Origin of the sequence: Acinetobacter sp. SAAs474 (genome assembly GCF_032823475.1) — a bacterium.
Classification (GTDB): Bacteria; Pseudomonadota; Gammaproteobacteria; order Pseudomonadales; family Moraxellaceae; genus Acinetobacter.
Genome location: NZ_CP127915.1, coordinates 2,799,783 through 2,817,267 on the forward strand (window position 1 = coordinate 2,799,783; position 17,485 = coordinate 2,817,267).

The window sequence follows — 17,485 nt, forward strand, 5'->3', positions numbered from 1 at the left end:
ACTGACGAAATTATCAATCCATATAGGACACAAATGAACAACACATCTTCACTTCAATATCCGCAGATAATCGCGTTTAGATCTATGATAACAGGGCATCAATAGCATATGATTCATATTGATCAAGCATATTTTGAAAAGAACTCAGGTAAAATTATATTTACACATGCTTTTCATGCATAAAAATATATAATAATCATATAATTAGGAGAATTTATATCATGGGATTCAAACTGATACCGACTTTATTTTCCATCACGCTCACACTGGTCATTTGGTTTATTATTCCCATTCCCCATGGTGTAACTGCAAATGCGTGGTTATTATTTGCCATGTTTTTGGGTGTAATCTCTGCAATTATTGGTAAAGCCATGCCAATTGGTGCGATCTCTATTATTGCCATCGCACTGGTTGCTATTACTCGGGTAACCTCGGAGCAACCCGCTGATGCAATCAAAGATGCCTTAAGTGGTTTTGCCAATCCTTTAATTTGGTTGATTGGTATTTCAATCATGATTTCTAAAGGATTACAAAAGACTGGTCTTGGTGCACGGTTAGGCTATTATTTTATTGCCGTATGGGGAAAACATACCCTCGGTATTGGGTACAGCTTAGCATTATCGGAATTAATTTTAGCACCAGTAACACCAAGCAATACAGCACGAGGGGGTGGAATTATCCATCCTATCATGCGTTCAATGGCAGATAGCTTTGATTCAGACCCCAAACAGGGTACGCAAGGAAAAATTGGTAAATATCTCGCACTGGTCAATTATCACTCCAATCCAATTACCTCCGCCATGTTTATCACTGCAACTGCACCCAATCCTTTAGTTGTCGATTTAATTGCCAAAGCAACAGGAAGTGAAATTCATCTCAGCTGGACGACTTGGGCCGTAGCCATGATCATTCCAGGAATTATTGCATTAGCACTGATGCCGATTATTTTATATATCATGTATCCACCCGAGATTAAAAAAACGCCTGATGCGGCTGAATTTGCGAAAAAACGCCTCAAAGAAATGGGACCAATTACACCACATGAAATGATTATGTTAATTGTATTTGGCTTATTATTAGTTTTGTGGGCGGGTATTCCAGCCATGTTATTGGGTGATATGTGGGCACTTGATGCCACTACAACTGCATTTATTGGACTCTCATTATTACTTTTAACGGGTGTTTTAACTTGGGATGATGTCTTAACACAAAAAAGTGCATGGGATACTGTAACATGGTTCTCGGCACTGGTGATGATGGCCACCTTTTTAAATAAACTTGGTTTAATTACGTGGTTTTCAAGTGTTTTACAAGGTGGAATTGGTCATTTAGGCCTCACTTGGGTTCCAGCATGCTTATTATTACTACTGGCTTACATGTATGCACATTATATTTTTGCCAGTACAACAGCACATATTACCGCAATGTTTTCTGCATTTTATATCGCAGGTCTGGCAGTAGGTGCACCACCCATGTATTTCGCACTGATGATGGCCGCAGCATCAAGTATCATGATGACCCTGACGCATTACGCTACAGGAACTTCACCGATTATTTTTGGCTCAGGTTTCACCACACTTGGTGAATGGTGGAAAGCTGGTTTTGTGATGAGTGTTTGTAATATCATCATTTTTATTGTTCTTGGTGGAATTTGGTGGAAGTTCTTAGGCTATTGGTAAGTATAAAACCATTAAAAATAAGATTAAGCTATCCATGTACTCTAAACAACTTGACCGACAATATCGCTAGACTGTGACGTTAAGGCGATATTTATAGATCAAATAATCTATACAGAGACCATATTGCCCTGCTCAGCATATATCAAAAAATAACAATCAAAAAAATAAGGGCTGATTAATCAGCCCTTATTTTTACTCAATTTAATGTAATATTGCAGACATTAAGACAATTGAGCAGCAGCAATTTTCTTGGTATCAACATCTTTGGCAGCATCCGTATACTCACCCATCTTGTCGAAGTTTAAGTATTGATAAATATCAGCCGCCATACTGTCAATTTGAGTTGCATATTGTTGATATTCTTCTGGGCTTGGTAATTTACCAAGTACAGCTGCAACAGATGCAAGCTCTGCAGATGCAAGATAAACATTTGCACCTTGACCTAAACGGTTCGGGAAGTTACGTGTAGAAGTCGATACACATGTTGTATTTGGTGCTACACGTGCCTGGTTACCCATACATAATGAACAACCTGGCATTTCAGTACGTGCACCAGCTTTACCATAAATATTATAGTAACCTTCTTCCATTAATTGGTGCTCATCCATACGTGTTGGAGGCGCTAACCATAAACGTGTCGATAATGAACCACCAGGTACTTTATCAAGAAGTTTACCCGCTGCACGGAAATGACCGATATTGGTCATACAAGAACCCACGAAAACTTCGTCAATTTTTGCACCTTGAACATCAGAAAGAAGTTTTGCATCATCTGGGTCATTTGGACAACAAAGAATTGGCTCTTGAATGTCAGCAAGATCAATTTCATATACCTTGGTATATTCAGCGTCAGCATCTGCTTTGAGTAATGACGGATTTGCTAACCATTTTTCCATGTTTTCAACACGACGAGCCATCGTACGTGCATCACCATAACCTTGCGAAATCATCCATTTTAACATGGTGATATTTGAACGTAGGTATTCAGCTACTTTCTCTTCAGATAGTGTAATTGCACAACCTGCAGCAGAACGTTCAGCAGACGCATCAGAAAGTTCGAATGCTTGCTCAACAGTAAGTTCTGTTTCCATTTCTGTTAAGTCGATTTCTAAGATACGACCAGAGAAAATGTTTTTCTTCCCTTTTTTCTCTACAGTTAAATCACCAGCTTGGATCGCATAGTAAGGAATTGCATGCACAAGATCACGTAATGTAATACCAGGTTGCATTTTACCTTTAAATTTAACCAATACAGACTCAGGCATATCAAGTGGCATAACACCTGTTGCAGCAGCAAATGCTACAAGACCAGAACCTGCTGGGAAAGAAATACCAATTGGGAAACGTGTATGTGAGTCACCACCAGTACCTACTGTATCTGGAAGAAGCATACGGTTTAACCAAGAGTGAATAATACCATCACCCGGACGTAATGAAACACCACCACGGTTCATGATGAAATCAGGAAGCGAGTGTTGCATTTGTACGTCAACTGGTTTTGGATATGCAGCAGTATGACAGAAAGATTGCATGACAAGATCAGCAGAGAAGCCTAAACATGCTAAATCTTTTAATTCATCACGTGTCATCGGACCTGTGGTATCTTGCGAACCAACCGTCGTCATTTTAGGTTCACAGTAAGTTCCAGGGCGAACACCTTGACCTTCTGGAAGACCACAAGCACGACCAACCATTTTTTGTGCTTGAGTAAAGCCTTTACCTGTATTCTCAGGTTGAACTGGCGTACGGAATAAAGTTGATACAGGAAGACCTAATGCTTCACGTGCTTTAGTTGTTAAGCCACGACCAACGATCAAGTTAATACGGCCACCAGCACGCACTTCATCAAGAAGTACAGGTGTCTTTAATTCCGCTTCAGCAATTTGTTCACCTGCTTTAAATGCAGTTACTTTTGCAGCAGCATGATCAATTTTCAGTGTAATTTCATCGCCCATATTCATGTTAGCGACATCAATTTCTACAGGTAACGCACCAGCATCTTCCATAGTGTTGAAGAAAATTGGAGCAATTTTAGAACCTAAGCAGTAACCACCGTCTTTTTTGTTTGGAATATGAGGAATATCATCACCAAAGAACCAAAGAACAGAGTTCGTTGCAGATTTACGAGAAGAACCTGTACCCACAACATCACCCACATAAGCAACTTGGTTGCCTTTAGCGATTAATGCTTGGATTTGTTTTAATGGACCCACTTCACCTGGTACTTCAGGTTGAATACCATCACGCACGTTTTTCAACATTGCATTGGCATGTAATGGAATATCTGGACGGCTCCATGCATCTTGTGCTGGAGACAAGTCATCCGTATTGGTCTCACCAGTAACTTTAAATACAGTTAATTTGATTTCTTCAGGAACGTCTGGGCGCGTAGTGAACCATTCAGCATCAGCCCAAGACTGCATAACCGCTTTTGCATTGGCATTACCTGCTTTTGCTTTGTCAGCAACATCATGGAATGCATCAAAAACAAGAAGGGTTTTTTTCAGTGCTTCAGCAGCCAATTCACCTAAAGCAGCGTCATCAAGTAACTCAACCAAAGGGGCTACGTTATAACCACCGAGCATTGTACCTAATAAATAAACCGCACGCTCTTTAGAAACAAGCGGAGAAGTTGCTTCACCTTTTGCAACAGCAGTTAAAAATGCAGCTTTAACATATGCAGCTTGGTCAACACCTGCAGGTACGCGATTTTCAAGCAAATCAACTAAGTATGCTTCTTCGCCAGCAGGTGGATTTTTTAATAATTCAACAAGTTCAGCAGTTTGAGCATCATCAAGTGGCTTCGGTGGGACTCCGAGTGCGGCACGTTCTTCAACGTGTTGGCGGTAAGCTTCTAGCACGGTGTAATTCCTCTTTTTTAAAAAATTATCTATGAATTCCTGCTTGTGTAAGCTTCACAAATAATATGGACAGCAAAATTTTACTAAAATTCGAGTTAAAAGTTAATGCAAGTAAACTGTTTCTTTATGATGCCCATTATTTTTTAAATAAATAGTGCTGTTTTTGTATATTCAACACACAATTTCAATGCACATCATCATTTGAGCTACAGTTTTAAGTAACTTTGACCAGAATTAATTCATAAAAAAGGCAATATGATATTGCCTTGTTCTGGGTTTTAATCATATTCAACCTTAGTGTACAGTAGTTTGTTGCATATACTGTTGCAAACTGTCTCGACATCCAGAAAATTTGATCTGAATCTGATCTTCATGCAACATACTGTGTGCTGCATGAGCAAATGAAATCTTAATGGCGTAGACCCGAGCATCTTGATTAACTGGTTGTTCGATATAAACCTTATCCCCAACACTCAGCACATAAGAACTACCACCAATAACAGCAACTCCTTGCTCATCCTCTAACAGTAGATCCGATTGATTTAAGTATCCAACGACTTCCATGGCTGTCACCTGCTTTTTTAGTCTTTATGACAATATGGCAAAAAATCAACAGATTTGCCAGATTTAACATATAGTTTTATGTGAACAAGCTAAATCGCCAAGCTGGCATAACAATCATCTTCTTTCAGACAATTAATCATCCAACACTATGTCTATCAATCCAATCTTTAAAAGCAGACAAAAACACCAAAAAGATCAGTGTGGCTCAATATGACTATAGTTTTAAACATCTCTAGGATCATCACTACAGCAATGGAATTAAGCCCTTTACAGTATGTATAGAACATCTTTTGAGGATATTAGAATGTGATCTATAGCCACTGATGATCATCTTATAATCATATTGATGATCTAGATCTGTATTCTGCTCTAGTCATCCTGAACACTAGAATTGTTTATAATCTGGCATTTTATCATGTGGCGTTTGCAAACATTTTTCTGTAAATTCAACACGTACTTTTTCTCTTGCCGCATCTACATCTTGGCGAATTGCCGTTTCTGGCAAGGCATAAACATGTTCAATAATGTTCAGGATAAATGTTTTGGTAATCTCATCATCCACTTTATTGGCATGCTCAATCGCTTGGGATTTTTCAATTGCATTTTGACGATCCAGCATAATTGAACGGGCTGCATTGCCAATACTTTTACAATAGCCATGCCATTGCTCTTCAGGTGTTAACGGCTTCTTTTCCGCGCAACCTGTTAACATCACCAAAGCAACTAGAGCCATTAACCTTTTCATTTACAACTTCTCCATCACACTACGATCATCAACACGAGTGATTGGCATCATATCTAAAAATCAATCAATACGCACTAACCACAACTTGCCTGTTGTACAACTTGATGTACAGGATCAACAGTCAATGTAATGCGATCTGCACGATAATCTGTCGTTACAGCCTGATTAGGCGCGACAATACGTACAATTTTGGCATGTGTTTTTGCTTTAATTTGTGCTTCGGTCGGTATTTTCTGATGAATTAACTGCTGTGCTGCTTGCTCATTACATACCGATTGATTTTGGTGAAAAAAACTCCATTCTTCAACAACTTGCCCATCAGCAAAATGACAATATCCGACTGCACCATCTGCTTCTTGTTTAATTTCAATCTGTCCGCCTTGTTGAACACAGTACTGACTAGCGGGATTGGCAATAGCGAGTGATGCTGGCTGTGATTTTGGCAACCCTGTACATGATGTAATCAAGGGCATCCACATTGCAATAATCAATAGTTTTTTCATCACATCAAACAACCTTTTTTAATAACATGAAGTCAATCACTTTCGTGCCTGAACATTTGAGTGTGTAATTAAAACATGCATGACTTTCAGCCATAGCGATTGCTCGTCTCATCATAAAGAACATCTCTTTATATTTTGATCGAGCATATCAATTAATATCATCACGGCATGATATCAAAAATAACATATCACTAGAACATCATACTCAATCACATTTTATATGGAATCATATTAAAAGCGCCAATTATAGAAAAAGTCGATCGCTTTTTCTAAAGACTGACTAGCCTCCAAATAAAAACGTTGATTTAATTGATAACGCATGGTTAAGGTATTCACTGAACTAAAGACACCCACACCATAACGAACAAATAAATCAGGCGTGATATAGCCCGTTAAACTCACTTGCGTATCATCCCCTTGTCCTTGCGCATCCAAAGATAAACCGCTTAGGCCAAAGGTTCGACCAATTTGATTGGTGAGCGCACGTGTCCCCCCTAAGCCCATACTTAAACCTGCTGCTGCAATGGTATTACTGACATCTGATTTAAAACCAGCAGTTGTACTTAACGAACTAGAACCATTATTAATTCGACCAGTCAGCAAGGCATTTAATGCTTCTTGTTCAGACAGGCCAGCATTATTATAAATTTGAATATTTGGACTAGATGCTGTACCAGAAACCCGTACCCCAACAATATTACCCTGAATCATTTTATTGGCATCCATATCTAGGGTTGGATTGGTTAAAGGACCATTAAATCGGGCAATAGCACGTGTAAGTTCTAAACTTTGCCCATAAGCTTCAAATTTAACCCGTTGACTAACCCCAATTGCACCATTTGCTCGCATTGCTGCTTCAGTACCCACTTGCGTCAGATACAACCGACCAACCAATGGGAAACGGCTATCAAGTCCTTGGAAAATAACCTGATTACCCAACTTGAGATCAATTTTGGTTTCAATGCTCCACGGCTTAGCCGCTCTTAGAACCGCAAGCTGATCTTGTCCGTCGTATACCACACGCACATCTGGAGAAACATCAATCGCAGAAACTGTTGATTCAGGCATCGAAATCAGTGCCTTAGGAATAACAACCTCACCAACCACTTTGACTTTTTTCTGTAATGGATAAGCCTCTAATGACATATCAGGTTGGACTAATGCTGTAATAAATGGTGCTTGACGAACCAATAAATTATTACCCTTTAAGTTTAATACCACTTTAGGTTCGGTTTTCCAGTCAATACCTCCCGTTAAACGTCCAACACCACGACCACTATTAAATGCACCCGTAATACTGGCTGAATCTTGGCGAATGGCCGAATAAAGCTGAATATTGGTTAAATTTACAGGAAGTGACATCATACTGATCTCACCATTTTTAAGGCGAAGATCACCGGTCATCAAAGGTTGCGTTAATGATCCATGTACTTTCCCAGCAAAAGATAATATTCCCCCCAGCTTACGAACATCAGGAATAAAGGGTTTAAATACTTTTAAATTAACATCATAAAATGCAATATCACCACGCATATTTTTATTTTCAGAATAAGGATCAATCACAACATTGGCATAACCTGTACCAATTGCTGGTGTTTTGACATCTAAACGTAGCTGCAAACCATCACTCACACTTTTTGCAATTAAGGCAACTTGGTCATAAGATAAGCTTGAACTTACGCCTGCAACATCCTGATCTGTTAATCCTATTTTTCCGTTACGTGTAATTACTTTTACATCAATTTTTGGTTTTTGATTTTGCGCCCAAGCCGCCTTAGCAAAACCATTGACTTTACCAGTAATGGCTAACCCTTCTGGCATAAACGCAGAAAAATCGCTTAAATCCAAATTTTCGGTAACAAATGAAACATTCCCAGCTTGAGCACTGACTTTAATCGGCTGATCAAAACAGAGCTGGCTATTTGTACTTGCCCAGCAGTGAGCACCCACCCAAAGATCATTCTGGCTAGTATTATAAATAATAGAGGCATTTTGCACTTGGGTTAAATGTGTCTTAAATGAGTCAAAATCACCTTTTTGAATTTGTCCTAACCAATTATTCTGGGCATTAAAACCACCTGCCAATTGAACATATAATTGAGAATATTTATTTTCCGCACTTAATTTTAGAATATGTGCTTTACGCGTACCTTCAACCAAAATTTGCGCTTTTTGAATTTCACGATTATCTTTACGCAATGAATCCATGGTCGCAACCAGTTGGGTTGGTCTGGTTTCTGAAGTAGGTAGTTCACCTTGAATACGAATTTGCTTAATACTAAATAAATTATTCAATCTGAAATTATCAACTGCAAGATTGGCAATCGCTTTTAAACGTGGTTGTGATTGCACATCCAAGTAGCCATATATCCGCCCTTTTAATCCCGCATATAATTCATTTAATGCCGGTGCATCAATTTTAATTTTTAAACTTTGTGCATTACCTGATGCCTGCATTTTATTTTGCGCATAAACCAAGAATAAATTATTGGCTTCAAATTTTTGCGGCACTAAACCTTTATCTTTTGCATCTAGAATTAAGGCCAGATTACCTGTACCACGAATCGGTTTACCATTCAGGGTTCCGGCCAAATTCAAACGTGAAACAGCTACTCTCTTTAAGGCATCTGACCATACGCCTTCAGAACGTACAACACCTGAAATTTCACCATTTAAACCTTGCATAAAATAATGGGGCTTAAACCGAACCAGCGAGGCATTAATATCCCACCCCACACCACGATTCAGATTTAACAAACCACTTGCAGCAATTTTCCCAGCAGCGCCATCGTGATATAACTGCTGAATTTTAATATAATTACTGGTACCTGCAACAACAGCTTTCAAATACCCTTGGCTTGCTGGTAACGCACTCGCTTTTAAGGCACCATCATAATCTACCGCAAAACTTTTAAACGCTCCACCCGACTTTTCATCATCAAAAATCAATGCAACAGTACTTTTACCCAACAATTGTACCGTTTCATTTTGCTCCGCCAGATGACCGCTTAAATTAATCGCGTTCAGCTTAATAATTTGCTGATTCGGTTTAGCATAACCATTGGCTTTAATATTACCATTGATTAAATTCACAGGCGCAGATGCTAAAATACGTTGCGGATTAAACTGGCTTGCATTTAAATCTGCTGTCCATTTTAATGTTTTACGTTCAGTCGGTAACTGAATACGAGCCTGTCCTGTTAAACCACCACGACCATCTAAATAGCGAAATGATGGAATTTTTAAATCATCATTATTTAAACTGAGCTGCGCTTGGTATTGGCCTTGCGGTAGAAGACTTTTCTCATGCTGTGTAATCTGTGTATTCAATTGAATATTTTGCTGTTGATTTAACAATTGCACTTGAACATCACCTGTAGGACTATTCAACCAGCCAATATAAGGTACTGCCCGATTAAAATTACGCCAATGTGCATTTAATAACATTGGTGCCGCTTTATTGGCCTGTGCAGGGTTTTGTTTAAAATCAATATCCCACTGTTCATATTGATCAAAATCAATCGATGCTTTGAGTTGTATGCCTTTTTGCAAATTTCCTGTAGATGCAATATTGGCATTTAGATCAGGTGGAAGAAAATCTTTTATAGCAGCTGGAATAATTTTATCATTTAAATTCAAACGATCTAAATGTCCTTTCACGTTCCAGTTTACGTATTTCTGCCAATTTACCTGACCTGCCAACTTCACTGTACCTTGCATCAATTGACCATTAAATTGATGAATATTCAATTGGTTGACCAAGTCTGTACTCATCACGGCCTGATATTGGCCTGATGGGATATCTTGACCACTTAAATCACTATTTAATGCAAAAGTTAAACGATGAATATTGCCAGAAAAATCAACTTTACCTTGCTTTACTAATAATTTCTGTTCTGTTAAAAAAGGTAAATGATACTGTTTTAATTTCACTGCACCTTTCATTGGAACGGCATCACGAAGCGGATGTAAAACCCCCCATCCTGTCAGCATATCAGGTGTTTGTGTCGCAAAACCTGCTCGTACAGTATCTAAAGAGCCTTTAGCCATCACCGTAATATCATGTATATTTAAACTGTCATTTAAGGCGGGAATATTCAGATCTGCACGTACAAAAAGTGGATATCGTCCTTGGTGAGTAAAGTCCATAAAGCCACGTGCATTTCTCACATTGAGATAGCCCATATCCATATAGGTATTTTTAAAACTTAAACGCGTGTCCTGCCATAAAGCATCTTCTAAATGCAGGCTATAAAAATCAACTTTTACATCAGTTGCCGTTTGAATCAGTAAATGATTTAGATTTGCCTGATCTAAGCGCAAAGTAAAAGGCAGCCGAATATCATCAAATTTAAATGGCTCCTGACTTGGCGGCCCTTTCATGATGACTTTTAAATTTTCAACATCTGCCCGATAGAGGTGAATTTCTTTTTGTAAAATAGCACGCCAGCCGAGTGCGACATCTGCTCGATCAATTTTAACATCGACGCTTTTTAAGGTAACCAATATATTTTTTAAGATTACCCCTCGAAGTAAATTTCCACCCTCATATTCATAATGAATGGTTTTTTGATTTTCCAGCACGCGATCTAACAGAAATTTACTTCCTCGATCGGTAGACACCATTAAGGCTAAAGCAGCAATTACAAAAACCAGCACAAACAATAAGACATATAAAATACTTTTTAGTATTTTACGTTTAGGTTGAGGCGGTGTTGGAGTTTCTAACTGCTGTTGAACTTCAGCCATAGTTATTATTTAAACCTGTAAATTATAATTGTGGACCAATAATGATATGTAAACGAATAGGATGATCTTCTGATGAGATTCCAGATGCAACATCGATACGTACAGGACCTATTGGTGAGGCCCAACGTAAACCGACACCGACACTATACTCGGTTGGATCACTAAAGTTTTTATCATAGGCATTACCAAAATCACTAAAAACTGCAGCACGCCATCCTTCTATAAACTGGTAATTATATTCTAATGACCCCACAGCCAATGCTTGCCCCCCCACTTTAAAACCATTTTCTGTTGGTGAGAGCGATTTATAATCAAAACCTCGAATACTTTGGTCTCCACCCGCAAAATAGCGCAAATTATAAGGTACTTTTTCAAAATCTTCTGCAAAAATATAACCCAAATTTGCACGACCAATAAATTGATTGTTACTATTTTCGCCATAGGAAAATATAAACTTCCAATTGATATTGGCAATCGCTAAATTGGTTTCATTCAGCAGCTTTTGACCACCGGCTTCAACTTTATAAGACTGGCTAAAACCTTGTGTAGGATTAACTCGTTTATTGGTATCCACACGATAAATTTCATAACCTACCAAGAATGACTCTTGTTGTGTACTCGAACCATTCGCTAAAAACCAGGTTGGAATTTGATCATTTTCAAAATCAGATCGATTGCTACCATCCAGTTTTAAACGATCTAAACGATAACGTGTACTAAAAATATGTTGCCATCCACCACGTGGATTTTTAATGACACGATCAGCACCAATCACCGCAGCTTCTACCTGAAGATTCGCTGTATTGGTAACATCTTTACGCTCTTCTCGCTCATAGCCCCCTACCAGCGAAATATAGTCATTAATTGGATTTTTATAGGGAATATGATAGCGGCCGTCGATAGCTTGACGAATTTGTGAAACTTCCATATTGGCATCAAAACTATGCCCTCTACGGTTAACAATGGCACGACGATACTGACTTCTTAACCGTACGCCTGTATCTGATCCATAACCCAGACCCAGTTCGACATTATTGAGTTTATCTGCGTTTAATGTCGCAATAACAGGAATTTTTTGTTGATCTCGAACTTTTTGTTTTAACTCATCTGTTTCAACATGATCTTCTGCAATATGTGTCAATGATCGTGCTGTTAGTTCATTTTGCTCGTCATTTGTCGTTCCTGCAAACTGCGCTTCATTGACTACATTTTGAGTCACTTCTTTCGATGATTGTGCTTTAGGCTGTGGATTTAACTGCGCACGTAATTCAGCCTCATCCCCTTGTTCATCAATCAGCGCCTGTAAATCTGGTGCTAACTCTAAAGGTACTGTGACCGGATCAGGTAGAATTGAATCGACAAAAGTATAATTAAAATAACGTGAGTTGGTTAAATTCGTCATAAACTCATTTACACGCCATAATGCATAAGGCTGATCATCTTGCCAAGGCACCATCGCTTGTAAAACATCGGGATCTAAAGGAAATGGTTTATTGGGATCACTCATCACAAATTCGACATTACCCAGCTTATAACGATTTCCAGTTTCAAATTTTAAATTAATATCGGCAGTATCTTGTGGCTGTAAAACCTTAATGTCATGTAGACGCCAGTACGAATCAAAGAAACCAAAATTTGAAGCCGCATCAACAATACGCTGTTTAGTTTGTGTATATAAACCTTGATTGAGCACCTCACCTACTTGTAAATCGGGTAATAAGGCAATTACTTGGAACTGTGGTAAATCTGCTCCTGCACCTGTAAAGGTAATATCCTGTTTTTCAACAATCACAGGTTGACCCGGTTCAACAAACACTTTTAATTTACGTTGACTTTCACGTTCAAATCTAAACGTAGCGTTATAATATCCAACAGCCTGAGCAGCTTGATTGGCCAATGAACGTAATTGTGGTACGGCCGCTGCATAATCCTCAAACGCTTCTACTGTATAATTAGATAACTTGGCTTCAATATTATCTTCTAAAATTTCTAGGGCTTTACTTTGTTTTTTAGTGGTAGCGCTATCATTCATCATCACTATATTCAACGCTATTCGCTCTACTTGAGCTGTATTCTTTTCTGGACGGACCAGATTAACAACACGTTGAAAAAAATTAGGTTTTTTCGTTTCTTCTGTGTCTGGCTCGACACCAAAACCTTTGATTTCTGTTGCAGATGCTGTTTCTTCCTGCATCACAATATTGCTCTCAGATTGAATTTCTGACATCAAATGATCAACATTGACTGGTGCAATATCAATTTGTGCAAATTCCTGACGAGTTTCAGCACTTAACTCCACACGGTTTTTCTGCGATTCTCGATACTGTAATGCCTCTTTTTTTGCCTCATCAGCAACCGCATAAATTTCATTGGCCATACTTTCATTGATGTTAAATGTAGGTAAATCACCTAACTGTTCAAATTCAATATTTTGAAAGTCATCCAATGAATTCTGTTGATTCATCTGCTGTTGCAACATTTGCATGCTATCGGGTATAGCATTTTGATTCAAATCGATGCTTGGTTTCAGCGTTGCTCGCTCTGCTGTAGCAGTAGCATCAGCGCTGACTTGCGATGGGATTGGTGCCTGTAATTCAGCTTGATTGATGGTTTGCGTTTGCTCAGTATTTTTTTTCTCAATATCTTGGGCTGCGATAAAATTCGCGGTTTGATTTGTTGATGATGCAGCAAAACTTTGACAGCTGACTACACTTAACAAAACACTCACGCACAAATATTTAGTGTGTTTCCATTGCGTAATGGCATTCACACTCATATACAATACCGATTTTTTAAACGTTAGCTGTGCAAACATACAGACTCTATACTAGCTTAATATTGATGATGAATGAGTAAATATGCATCACGACAAAAATTGTTCAATATTTATATACGTTAAAATAACACCATGATAATGACTTATTTAGCAGAAATTTCACTCTAAAATAAAACCCCTTTTAAATGCTTTACATTATTTTATGATAGATATCAAATATCAATAAATTTTTATTCATGAAAACACATTAAATATCATACATGATTTTATGTATTATTATATTCCTTCGTCACAATTCTTAATAATTTTAAATGAAGTATCAAAGCCATGGAAAAAAACCAACATTTGCTAAGTACACGGCGCTTTTTACCGATGTTTCTCACCCAGTTTTTTGGTGCCTTAAACGATAATGTATTTAAGCAAGCTTTACTATTGGTCATTACTTATGGCTTAATTCAGCAACAATCTTTGAGTATCAGTACACTCAATAATTTTGCTGCGTTACTGTTTATTTTACCTTACTTTATATTTTCTGCTACTGCTGGTCAGATAGCAGATAAATATGAACGTTCACACCTAATTCGTATCATTAAACTACTCGAAATTTTGATTATGCTGATTGGTGCTGCTGGCTTTATATTTGGGCATTTATGGTTATTATTGCTGGCATTATTTTTAATGGGTACCCACTCTACATTTTTTGGACCAATTAAATATGCCATATTACCTGAAATCCTAAAACCGAATGAACTGGTATCAGGCAATGCCTTATTTCAATCGGGTACCTCAATGGCGATTTTAATGGGAATGATTCTAGGAGGAAGCGTCATTTCTAGTGCTGGGGGTCATCTCATTTGGGTAAGTGTTACCGTTTTAATGATTGCACTGATCGGTTATGTGTGTAGTCGCTTTATCCTCAAGCAACCGATTACCGCACCCGATTTAAAAGTCGATTGGAACTTTTGGCGTACCAGCGTCCAAACCTTACAATATTCTAAACGCCTACCTTTGGTATTTACCATTTTACTGGGCAATTCTTGGTACTGGTTTTATGGTGCGACGTACTTAACTCAAATTCCTCAAATGACACAAGAAAACTTACATGCTAATGAAAATGTCGTCATTTTATTATTAACCATTTTTTCGGTGGGTATCGGTATTGGTTCTTTGTTATGTCGAAAACTTGGTGGTGCTACAATCAGCATTAAAATGGTCCCGATTGGTGCAATTGGCTTAACATTATTTGCATTTTATTTGGCACTCAGCTTACATTTTATTCCACCTCATCAAGGAGAAATACTTAATCTAAATGAAATATTTCAACAGGGTGCGGCTTACTATCATTTAATGTTTGCCATCGCGTTACTCGGTATTAGCGGTGGTTTTTATATTGTACCGCTCTATGCCATGATGCAAGCATATTCACCACGATCACATCGTGCTCGGGTCGTTGCTGCCAACAATATCTTAAATGCAATTTTTATGGTAAGTTCTGCTGTATTCTCCATTTTAATTTTAAGTATTTTAGACATAGAGATGAAAATACTGTTTTGCATCACTGCTGTTCTCAGTGCCATATTTTCATGCTGGTTGCTCATCAAAATTAAACCAATGCTCAAAACAGCTCATCTCTCACTCGAGGATTAATTTCATGCGTCAATATACAGGTCTAGACAAGCTCATTCACTCTTTTGATCAGGCTTTACGTAGCTTAGTGCCTGGAGCGACTTCTGCTCAGCGTGAGAATCCCGGAGAATCTGAACATGCACAATTGTCAGTAAGTGATGCTCGGCATGTTGCAGGTCTTATGCGTGTCAATCATAGCGGTGAGGTCTGTGCTCAAGCACTATATCATGGTCAAGCACTGACCGCTAAACTGCCCAATGTTCGCCGTGAAATGGAGCAAGCTGCGATTGAAGAGCAAGACCACCTTGCTTGGTGTGAAGATCGCTTACAAGAACTTGATAGTGTACCCAGTTTACTCAATCCGGTCTGGTATTCACTTTCTTTCACTATGGGTGCAATCGCAGGGATTGCAGGTGATAAATATAGCTTAGGTTTTGTTGCAGAAACAGAACGTCAAGTGAGTTTGCATTTACAACACCATATTCAGCAATTACCAGCCCAAGACCAGCGCTCTTTAAAAATTCTTCAGCAAATGAATCAAGATGAATTACACCATCGTGATACTGCACTTGAGGCAGGTGGAGTGGATCTACCTACTCCAGTCCGTATGACGATGAGTATGATTTCCAAATTAATGACCAAGACCAGTTATTATATCTAAAGGCATTGTTTGACAAAAACAGGCCTAATACTGTTTGTAATCACTAAAATGACATCTGATGATGACCAATATTACCTATCGTATACGTGATGCTGTCATTTTAGTGTGAACTCAGAACAATCACTTCGTGCTCGCTCAGCAATCTCATACTGATCACATGACTGACGATGATGTTTGATGTTTGATGTCATTGAAAATACAACAATAGTTTCAAAACAAAATGATGAAATATCTTTAGTCTTAATTTAAGACAAAATACTATAAACAACTTTACGCTTGAGCAACATATATTATAAAAATCAAATAAATAATTTAAATTAAAAATGATTCAATATAAGTCTATATCCATAATCAGCTATATTTTAATATCACATCCAATCATCAAGCTCAATCGTTAAGAAAAAGATGAAAAAAATCTGATTATCGATCCAAATATTGTACTTATAACACTGCGAGCATGAAAAAAATTACGATAACGATTAGCTATTCAACATCATTTATTGTTCAGTCAAATACCCAATATGACCATATCAAACGTTCATCATCCTTAGTATTCCATTATTTAGTATGAAAGAGTCCAGATCATGTTTTATGCATTTTTATTATTTAAATTAATTATTGGCTTTTTAATCGTCATTGCTCATTTAAATTATTCCGGAAAAACACAGTTATCACAATTAACGCCGATCGATTTTATTGGTAATTTTATTTTAGGCGGCATCATTGGCGGTATTATTTATAATGATAATATTACTTTATTACAATATATTATAGTGCTATTGCTAGGCGTATTTTTAATTTCACTTTTCAATTATATCACTAAAAAATTTGATATTGTTCAACAAATTACAGTAGGTGATCCTATTCCAATTATTGAAAATGGTCGGTTTATTATTGAAAATATTAAAAAAAATAAAAATAAAATTGATATTCTGAATATCAGTTCATTAATTCATGCCCAAGGTATTACCTCATTCCAACAAGTTGCCTATGCGCAAATAGAACCTAATGGACAATTAACGGTAACGCTAGATCAACAACAAGTTCCATCTAAAATCTTAGTCAGTAACGGTTGTATCAAAAAGATTGCATTAGAACAAATTCAACAAGATCAAGTATGGCTAGTAGAACAAATCACAGCAATGGGTTTAAAATTAGAAAATATTTATTTATTAGAATATTGCTACCGTGGTCTATTCGCCGTTGATCACGATGGTATAACCCATTGGATTAATCTCGAACATTCTGTACCAGTATCACACATCAGTATTGACTATCATCTTTAGATAATGAATATCACTCATTGAATTGCAACAATCCA

Annotated in this window: 10 protein-coding genes; 4 read left to right on the forward strand and 6 right to left on the reverse strand. The window is 37.7% G+C overall.

The window, feature by feature from the left end; translation table 11 throughout:
* Positions 1 to 221: 221 nt before the first annotated feature.
* Complete coding sequence (locus QSG86_RS14075; protein ID WP_317032074.1) at positions 222 to 1,679, forward strand: DASS family sodium-coupled anion symporter; 1,458 nt, start codon at positions 222 to 224, stop codon at positions 1,677 to 1,679.
* 221 nt (positions 1,680 to 1,900) lie between these two features.
* Here the strand turns inward: QSG86_RS14075 and QSG86_RS14080 are convergent, their stop codons facing one another.
* The 6 genes from QSG86_RS14080 to QSG86_RS14105 form a co-directional block, all read right to left on the reverse strand.
* Positions 1,901 to 4,540 (reverse strand): bifunctional aconitate hydratase 2/2-methylisocitrate dehydratase, encoded by a 2,640-nt coding sequence (locus QSG86_RS14080; protein ID WP_317032075.1) that lies wholly within the window; start codon positions 4,538 to 4,540, stop codon positions 1,901 to 1,903.
* Between the two features lie 294 nt (positions 4,541 to 4,834).
* Positions 4,835 to 5,104, reverse strand: a complete 270-nt coding sequence (locus QSG86_RS14085) for a hypothetical protein (RefSeq protein ID WP_317032076.1) — start codon at positions 5,102 to 5,104, stop codon at positions 4,835 to 4,837.
* 385 nt (positions 5,105 to 5,489) lie between these two features.
* Positions 5,490 to 5,849, reverse strand: a complete 360-nt coding sequence (locus QSG86_RS14090) for a hypothetical protein (protein ID WP_317032077.1) — start codon at positions 5,847 to 5,849, stop codon at positions 5,490 to 5,492.
* Positions 5,850 to 5,923: 74 nt separating this feature from the next.
* Complete coding sequence (locus QSG86_RS14095; RefSeq protein WP_317032589.1) at positions 5,924 to 6,352, reverse strand: DUF333 domain-containing protein; 429 nt, start codon at positions 6,350 to 6,352, stop codon at positions 5,924 to 5,926.
* Between the two features lie 231 nt (positions 6,353 to 6,583).
* Positions 6,584 to 11,101, reverse strand: a complete 4,518-nt coding sequence (locus QSG86_RS14100; RefSeq protein WP_317032078.1) for a translocation/assembly module TamB domain-containing protein — start codon at positions 11,099 to 11,101, stop codon at positions 6,584 to 6,586.
* 22 nt (positions 11,102 to 11,123) lie between these two features.
* A complete protein-coding gene (locus QSG86_RS14105; protein ID WP_317032079.1) occupies positions 11,124 to 13,916 on the reverse strand; it encodes an autotransporter assembly complex protein TamA in 2,793 nt (930 codons plus the stop codon).
* Between the two features lie 288 nt (positions 13,917 to 14,204).
* Here QSG86_RS14105 and QSG86_RS14110 point away from each other — a divergent pair, with 288 nt between their 5' ends.
* From QSG86_RS14110 to QSG86_RS14120, 3 genes are all read left to right on the forward strand, one after another.
* A complete protein-coding gene (locus QSG86_RS14110) occupies positions 14,205 to 15,524 on the forward strand; it encodes an MFS transporter (protein ID WP_317032080.1) in 1,320 nt (439 codons plus the stop codon).
* 4 nt (positions 15,525 to 15,528) lie between these two features.
* Positions 15,529 to 16,164 (forward strand): 2-polyprenyl-3-methyl-6-methoxy-1,4-benzoquinone monooxygenase, encoded by a 636-nt coding sequence (gene coq7 / locus QSG86_RS14115; RefSeq protein ID WP_317032081.1) that lies wholly within the window; start codon positions 15,529 to 15,531, stop codon positions 16,162 to 16,164.
* A 584-nt stretch (positions 16,165 to 16,748) separates the two neighbouring features.
* Positions 16,749 to 17,450: a DUF421 domain-containing protein gene (locus QSG86_RS14120; protein ID WP_317032082.1), complete on the forward strand. Its 702-nt coding sequence runs from the start codon at positions 16,749 to 16,751 to the stop codon at positions 17,448 to 17,450.
* The last annotated feature ends 35 nt before the right edge of the window (positions 17,451 to 17,485 follow it).

What these genes read in the sequence shown, in the direction of transcription:
- QSG86_RS14085 (WP_317032076.1), bottom strand. Translation starts at nt 5,104, where the DNA reads ATGGAAGTCGTTGGATACTTAAATCAATCGGATCTACTGTTAGAGGAT.
- coq7 (WP_317032081.1), top strand. Translation starts at nt 15,529, where the DNA reads ATGCGTCAATATACAGGTCTAGACAAGCTCATTCACTCTTTTGATCAG.
- QSG86_RS14090 (WP_317032077.1), bottom strand. Translation starts at nt 5,849, where the DNA reads ATGAAAAGGTTAATGGCTCTAGTTGCTTTGGTGATGTTAACAGGTTGC.
- QSG86_RS14105 (WP_317032079.1), bottom strand. Translation starts at nt 13,916, where the DNA reads ATGTTTGCACAGCTAACGTTTAAAAAATCGGTATTGTATATGAGTGTG.
- QSG86_RS14120 (WP_317032082.1), top strand. Translation starts at nt 16,749, where the DNA reads ATGTTTTATGCATTTTTATTATTTAAATTAATTATTGGCTTTTTAATC.
- QSG86_RS14110 (WP_317032080.1), top strand. Translation starts at nt 14,205, where the DNA reads ATGGAAAAAAACCAACATTTGCTAAGTACACGGCGCTTTTTACCGATG.
- QSG86_RS14095 (WP_317032589.1), bottom strand. Translation starts at nt 6,352, where the DNA reads ATGAAAAAACTATTGATTATTGCAATGTGGATGCCCTTGATTACATCA.
- QSG86_RS14075 (WP_317032074.1), top strand. Translation starts at nt 222, where the DNA reads ATGGGATTCAAACTGATACCGACTTTATTTTCCATCACGCTCACACTG.
- QSG86_RS14100 (WP_317032078.1), bottom strand. Translation starts at nt 11,101, where the DNA reads ATGGCTGAAGTTCAACAGCAGTTAGAAACTCCAACACCGCCTCAACCT.